We start from the raw sequence: 7,550 nt of genomic DNA on the forward strand, positions 1-7,550 counted from the left end.
CATCATAGACTTAGACCAGCCGTAAGGGTTGGTACATTCGCCTTTTGGGAAGTCTTCTGTGATAGGCACAGTTTCGGGATCTCCGTAGACTGTTGCTGATGAAGAAAATATTATGTTTTTGCAGCTTACTTCTCTCATAACTTCAAGCAGTGTTAGGGTTCCTGTGATATTATTGTGATAGTATTCTAGGGGTTTTTTTACTGATTCTCCCACAGCCTTGAGGGCTGCACAGTGGATTACTACGTCTATTTTATCTTTTATAAAAACTTCCTTTAGGCTTTTTTTATCTAGAATATCTGCTTCGTAGAAATTAGGGCTTTTGCCTGTGATTTCTGCTACTCTCTTGACAGCAAGCTTGGAAGAGTTGGATAAGTTATCGTATAGGCTTACCTTGTAGCCCTTATCTAAAAGCTCTACAGCAATGTGAGAGCCAATATATCCAGCCCCTCCAGTTATTAGTACGTTTTTCATAAAATCTCCTCTCATAGAAGAATGTTTTCTTGGGAGTCCTTATCGAAAAAGTGCATTTTTTCCTCATCTAGGTATAGTTTAACTTCTTGGCCTTTGCTCAAATTCTCATCCATGCTCAAAACAGCGTTAATCTTCTCGCCAGCTACGTCTAGATAGGCGTATTGTTGGGCACCGAGTAGCTCGATAAATGTAACTAGGCCAACTATAGAAGATTCTGTCTTTCTAAAATCGCCGTAGATATGCTCAGGTCTGATACCTAAAACTAACTCTTTGTTTAGATATCCCTTGGATTTTATTTGATCTCCCTTATTCTTTGATATATGGAATTTGATTTTATCATTTACCATATAGTAATTATCTTCTTCTACTATTACTTTACCATTAATTAGATTCATTTGTGGAGATCCTATGAAAGTTGCCACAAACAAGTTTTCAGGTTTGGAGTAAACATTGACTGGACTGTCAACTTGTTTTATTATTCCATCTTCCATGATTACAATCCTATCTGCCATAGTCATAGCCTCTGTCTGATCGTGGGTTACGTAGATAAAGGTCGTATCTAGTTGTTCGTGAAGTTTTGTTATTTCTGCTCTTGTTTGAACCCTCAATTTGGCATCCAAGTTACTTAAGGGCTCATCCATTAGGAAAACTTGTGGGTCTCTTACTATGGCACGGCCTAGGGCAACTCTTTGTCTTTGACCACCAGATAGGGCCTGAGGCTTTCTATCTAGGTAGTTTTCAAGACCTAGTACTTCTGCGGCTGCCTTTACTTTCTTGTCTATTGCATCTTTTGGAACTTTTGCAATCCTTAGGGCATAGCTCATATTTTCCTTGACAGTCATCTGAGGGTAGAGTGCATAGTTTTGAAATACCATGGCTATGTCTCTATCCTTTGGCTCTACATTGTTTACGAGTTTATCTCCGATGTAGAGCTCGCCTTTGGATATTTCTTCAAGTCCTGCCACCATTCTTAGAGTTGTTGACTTACCACAACCGGATGGTCCAACGAATACTACGAATTCTTCATCTTTTATCTCTAAGTTAAAATCTTTTACTGCTGTAAATTTGTTATCATATATTTTATAAATATGGTCGAATTTTAATCCTGCCATACAAGCCTCCTAAGCATGTCTTCTGTTGTATAGGTATAAAACTAAAAGCAAAATGGCAAGGGATAGGAATTGAATAAGAAGTGGTCCATATCCTGCTTTCCTATGTCCTAGAAATTGTAAAACAACACCTACTACAAACAATATTAAAAGTATTAGATTGTCTATTTTTCTCTTTTTATAATAATCCATAACTATTCCTCAAACCAAATCAAGTCGCCTGCTTCGATTTCTACTTCATGGCTATTTCCTTTGCCGTCATAAACTAAAGATTTAACATTATCGGTTGAATTATTTATGACGCAATATTTGTTAAGCTCAGGATAAGCCGCTACTTCTAGTCTTAAGTCTTTGGCGAAATACTTCTCTAAGTCATCTTCCTTGTGGGCTACATAGTGGATGGCTCTTTTTAGAAGTCTGGTATTTTCTAGGCTATAGGCAAGTCCCATAGCGTAGAAACTCCTGCCTTTTCCGTAATCATTTGCTGCCATTTGAACTTCGTTGTTAGCGTATTTTAGGATTTGAGTTTTGTCAGATATGGCGTAGACATTAGGTCTTTCTTCACCATATACATACTCTTTTAGGTCCTTGGTAATGAAGTGATTTTCGACTTCTTTTGTGAAGTATCTATCATATCCTTGAGAAAATCCTTTTTCTACATCAACTCCCATAACATCTGCGAGTTGGAAGAATCTTCCCTGATGTTGGTAAGCTGTTGGATCTCCTATTCCTATAAAGCCTCCGCCTTCGTATACGAATTTTCTAAGATTTGTAAGAACTTCAGGATCTAAGAAACTATCTCCACCAGAAAATGCTGTGTAGGCATCGCCAGCATTGATAATTACATCTATATCTTCATCAATTCCAGCCCTAACATCATCGAAGTTTATGAAAGTTACTTCCATATCCATTCCGGATAAGGCTTCCATCATTCCATTGTAGGAGTAGGCTAGTTTGAACCATTTGCCGTGGGCTACGACATAGGCTCCCCAGGTTCTAATCTTTCCCCAAGAGTTAAGGATTGCGACCTTACATGATTTGTATGCAACATACTTGGAAGAAATGTCGTGGATTTCTCTAAATTCATCAGCTACCTTTGCTATATAGTCGATAAATTTTGGGAACTTGTAGGCGAGGGATAGGTAGCCACCATAGCCAATCCTATCTAGAGGAGATCTTAGTAAGGCTCTTCTAGCCTTAACCCAGTTGTCCTTAGCCTCGATTGATGGATCATTTCCTTCGTAGAATTCATCAGGGAAGAAATAAGGGAGGAATCTTCCTTCTGTCATTGGGACATCTATATCAGAAATTATTCTAAGAGTTGCTCCATCACCAACAGATCCTACTACTCCGTCAAGGCCTATGTTTTTGAAGTATTTGCCGTAAGGTTCAGTTCCAATCCAGTGGTCACCCAAAAACATAATCGCTTTTTTGTTGTATTTGTGAACTAAATCGACTAGTCTTTTGGCTTTGTTAGATACGTATTTTTGTTGGAAGTCGATGTAGTCTAAGTATTTTTTTCTTGGGATTCTGTAATTGCTGTTGTAGAAACCTTGGTCTATAAAGTCTTCGCTAGTGAGCCTATAGCCGTATTCCTTCTCAAACTCTAGTATAGCTTCTGGAGAAACACTGTTTGAGTAGCCAAACCAGTCTACATATTTTTCCTTGGCATCTTCATTGAATATCAGAGAGAATTGATAGAAGAAGGTCGTAAATCTTACTACATCTGTCTTAGGATTTTCCTTTAGCCAATTTTCTAGATTTTCTTCAACAAACTTGCTCGATTTCTCATATCTTACATCGAAAGGAATATGGTGGGCTACCTCATCGCCCCAATCATTGGTGATGTGGTTATACATCTGCACTGGATCCCAAATACCATAGGCTAGGAAGTTTACCGTATAGACATGGTAAGGTCTAGTCTTTACAGTTACTATATTTTTCTCCTTATCTACTTCCCAATCATCGCTACTTACGACTTCGCCTAGAGTTCTGTCGTATACTTCCCACCAGTCCTTAGGCTCGTAATCATAGTCTGCTATGATTTGTTCTGGATAGTAGCCTTTTAGGAAAGAAATTTCAGTTGTATCTTTAGTAGCTGTTATAAAATCACTAATCAAGAAATATCTTGATCTTTCGAAAGGAACAGTCTCTGCAAAGTCATTGTGGCCCCTGCTTGGGAAGAAGTTTGTGTATATATCAACTCCTTCTATGTCTTTGATATCTTCTGGAAGATAGGTTCCATCAGAGTCTCTTATGGCATCTGCTCCTAATTTTTCTAGCATTTCAATCGTTTCATCATAAAAGTTAGCTTCGCTTGGAAGAGTCAATCTTCCTCTTTTTTTATCAATCATCCTTTATCTCCTCCTACCATCATTCCTTCGGTGAGTTGTTTTTGTACTAGTATATAAATAATAAGTGTTGGTATCATAACGATTACAAGACCTGCGTACAATCTTCCATAATTTGCAGCTCCTCTTGCTGCCTGTTGTAGGTTGATAAGACCTACCGGAAGGGTTCTTTTTTCTGGGTCTGTCATTAGGGTTAAAGCCAAGATATATTCATTCCAGAAACTTAGGAAGTTGAACAAGATAACTGTAATAACAGCAGGTTTGGCCATAGGAATCATTATATCAATCATTGTTCTAAAGTATCCTGCTCCATCGATGTAGGCTGCTTCCTCATAGGATTTGCTGATTGCAGAAAAGAAATTTGTCAACAAGTAAACTGTAAAAGGAACAGCAGTCGAAGCATAGATTAAGGCTAGGACGAATCTATTGTTTAATAAGCTTGTTGGTAGGAATTTTGAAACATTTCTTACCATCAAGAATATAGGGATAACTATATAAGATAAGTTTATGAAAAGCCCTGCTTTTACGTAAGAATTTACAAACTTTCTTCCCTTGAAGTTCATCCTAGCTAGAATATAGGAAAATGGAAGAGAGATTATTAAAAGTATAGCTAGGGCTGTCGCTGTAACTACTAGGGAATTTATAAAATAATCTCCCATGTTAGCAGCAGACCAAGCATCCTTGAAGTTATCAAGATAGAATCCTAGAGGGAGAGCCCAAGGATTGCCATAAAACTCTGGATTAGTCTTAATAGATGCCATAAAGACCCAAGCTACTGGGATAATTATAGATAGGGCGAATATGGCAAGACATAGGTATATAAAAATATTAAAAATATTTACTTTTTTCTTCATAATATTCTCCTAGTATTGTAAAATATCTCTTTTGCTAATCTTATGGATAATAGCTGATAGGATAAAAGAGAAAAGGAAAACTACAACACCTATAGCAAGACCATATCCAAATGATGAATTGGTGTAAGCTTGTTCGTATTGGTAGTTGAGAAGGGTTAGACTTGCTCCGTCAGGACCTCCACCAGTTAGGGCCTTTATAATCTGAAAGGCTATGTTTATATTAGAAATTACATAAAAGGTTAGGGTTGTCCTTATAGTTTCCCATGTGAGTGGGAGGGTGATATCAAAAAATTGTCTCACTCTTCCGGCTCCGTCAAGATTCGCTGCTTCGTAAAGATGCTCAGGAATCTGACTCATAGTTGACATATACATAACCATATAATAACCTATCGCTTGCCAAATCATTGCAAAGGCAATCGAATAAACAACATACATCCTATCTCCAAGGAGGGGGATGTTGGTGTGATTTTCATTAAACAATCTCAAAAATCCATTGATAAGTCCTTGATCCATTCCGTAGATTGCTGCAAAGATAGAAGCAATAACGGCTATTGATAAGATATTTGGAATGTAGAAAATAATCCTAAAGAAATTCCTGCCCTTAAGCTTTTCTCTAGATAAGACAGAGGCGAATATAATTGCAAGAAACATAGTAACAATTGTAACTATAACTATTAAAAAGATTGTGTTTTGAAAAGATCTAATAAAATTATTATCCTTTAAGAGTAACTTAAAGTTATTTAAGCCTACGAAAGTTTTCTTGCCAGATAAGCCCCCGGTCTTAAAGAGAGACTCGTAGAAGACGCTTATCGCAGGATATACCATAAAGATTGTGTAAAGAATCAAGGATGGCAAAAGTCCTGTTATAATAAATCTTTTCTTCTCTTTACTATTTTTCATATTGACTCCTTATAAATAGAAAGGCGGGAAAGCCCGCCCTTGATTTCTAACTATTTTTGAGCTTTTACAGCTTCTGATATTTTTTCTGCTGCAGAGACAACGTCTTTTTGCCAGTCTTCTACAGATTTATCGCCATTTGCAACTGAGTTTACTGCATCGAATAACTCTTTTGTCATATCTACACCCTCAACTGCTGGAGCTTGTCCCCAACCACCTAGGGCTGCAGTTACATCATCTTCATAGATTGAGTAGAATAGTTTTTGATTTTCATCAGTAATCATATCTTCGATACCATTGATTGGTTGAACTGCTCCACCATTTTCTAGGAAGAGTTTGCTTGCTTCATCAGAATATAGGTAAGCTATAAATTCTTTGGCAAGGTCAGCTTCTTTAGTAGATTCTGTAATAAAGATTTGTTCAAACCAAGAGTAAGCATATCTTTTGCCTTCATTCATTGAAGGTAAAGCCATTAGACCCCATTCGAAATTATCAGCTACACCTTGAGCATCTTTCATTTCTTCGACAATCCATGTACCGTTAGGCATGAATAAGCTTTCGTTTTTCATTACTTGAAGTTGGTTTTGTGTGAATGATTCGTTGTTTGCTTGAGCAACTGTGTTTGGATTTAGATATTTTAGGATTTCTCCTACAGTTTCAAAGTATGGAGTTGCTTCATTCTTCCAAGCTTCTGGGTCATAGTTTACTAGTTTGTCGAATAATTCAGATCCGCCGATGCTATAGAACATTGCAAATGAGAATGTATCGAAATATCCTGTTGTTGGATAAGTAAATAGGGAAATACCGTCTTTCTTAGCTTCTTCACCAAGAGCTATAAACTCATCCATTGTCTTAGGAAGTTCGTATTTTCCGCCACCTTCTTTGAACATGGCCTTGTTGTACCAAAGACCTGTTGGTGAATAGAAGAGTGGAGCAAGATAAGTTTTGCCGTCTCCATAAGGATTTGTTACTGCTGTGTCTGTAAAGCCAGGTAGAATCTTTTCAGAAACTTTCTTATCTTCGCCAGGAACTGTCATGTCTAGGACATCTGTGATATCCATCAACATATTTTCCTTAATCATTGTTTCAGTAAGACCTGATTCTTGTCCGATATTGTTGTAGATTACATCAGGAGCATTTCCTGCTTGGATCTCTGGTCTTATAACTTCATGGATATTCTTTTCGAATTTAGCTTCTACTTTAGCTCCTGTCATTTCTTCAAAGTTTGCAATTACCTTATTCCAACCTTCAGTTCCATAACCACCGTCAAGTCCTGCGAGTGTTAGAGTTTTTCCAGCAAACTTCTTGTCAGAACTATCCTCAGAAGAATCTTTTTCTTCTTTGTTGTCGTCTTTTTGTTCTGTCTGTTCACTACTTGGAGCAGCTTCGTCCTTGTTTGCTCCGTCGTTTTCATTAGCGCCACAAGCTGTAAATGCAAAAATTGCGAGTGCTGCTAATAAAGTTGTTTTTAACTTCTTCATATTTTCCTCCTTAAATATGGTAGTTACCTTTATCTAAATTATAAGCAAAGGTTTGCAATTTGTCAAGAGCTTTTTTCCTTTCAGATTAAAACGAGTTATAATCAAGCTGTATTAAGTTACATGAAAAATATTTAATATTTTTATACAATTAAATATTTAAAATATAAAATAATAATAAAACATTTGCAAGGTCTTTAATTTACATGTGGATACTACCACTTAATCATTCAAATCTAAAGACAGAGTCCTTGGCATGGTCCATTATATCTTTTATATAAAGGTCTAAATCAGCTATCTCGCTTGTTAGGGCGTAGTAGAGCATTTCGAAGTTAACTCCTGAGACAAAGCCAATCTTATCGTATTTGCTTAAGGATAAGACAGCCCTAT

The 7,550-nt window shown here is 37.0% G+C and carries 7 protein-coding genes; all 7 read right to left on the reverse strand.

Going from position 1 to position 7,550, the window contains the following annotated elements:
- Positions 1–471, reverse strand: a 471-nt coding sequence (locus MRZ08_RS04155) for an SDR family NAD(P)-dependent oxidoreductase (RefSeq protein ID WP_297379590.1), incomplete at its 3' end; no start/stop codon positions are given.
- A gap of 11 nt (positions 472–482) precedes the next feature.
- Positions 483–1,583, reverse strand: coding sequence for a sn-glycerol-3-phosphate ABC transporter ATP-binding protein UgpC (gene ugpC, locus MRZ08_RS04160; protein ID WP_297379593.1), 1,101 nt, complete (start codon positions 1,581–1,583; stop codon positions 483–485).
- Between the two features lie 9 nt (positions 1,584–1,592).
- Positions 1,593–1,772, reverse strand: a complete 180-nt coding sequence (locus MRZ08_RS04165; protein WP_015778586.1) for a hypothetical protein — start codon at positions 1,770–1,772, stop codon at positions 1,593–1,595.
- Positions 1,773–1,774: 2 nt separating this feature from the next.
- The gene (gnpA, locus tag MRZ08_RS04170; RefSeq protein WP_297379598.1) at positions 1,775–3,934 is read right to left on the reverse strand and encodes a 1,3-beta-galactosyl-N-acetylhexosamine phosphorylase; all 2,160 of its coding nucleotides are present in this window, start codon (positions 3,932–3,934) and stop codon (positions 1,775–1,777) included.
- Entirely contained in the window at positions 3,931–4,785 is an 855-nt protein-coding gene (locus MRZ08_RS04175) for a carbohydrate ABC transporter permease (RefSeq protein ID WP_297379601.1), read from the reverse strand. The genes gnpA and MRZ08_RS04175 overlap by 4 nt, the downstream gene beginning before the upstream one ends.
- A 9-nt stretch (positions 4,786–4,794) precedes the next feature.
- Positions 4,795–5,685 (reverse strand): sugar ABC transporter permease, encoded by an 891-nt coding sequence (locus MRZ08_RS04180; protein WP_297379603.1) that lies wholly within the window; start codon positions 5,683–5,685, stop codon positions 4,795–4,797.
- Positions 5,686–5,735: 50 nt separating this feature from the next.
- Positions 5,736–7,163, reverse strand: coding sequence for a carbohydrate ABC transporter substrate-binding protein (locus tag MRZ08_RS04185; protein ID WP_297379606.1), 1,428 nt, complete (start codon positions 7,161–7,163; stop codon positions 5,736–5,738).
- Between the last annotated feature and the right edge of the window lie 387 nt (positions 7,164–7,550).

The sequence above is a fragment of the Anaerococcus sp. genome, assembly GCF_022770135.1.
GTDB lineage: Bacteria > Bacillota > Clostridia > Tissierellales > Peptoniphilaceae > Anaerococcus.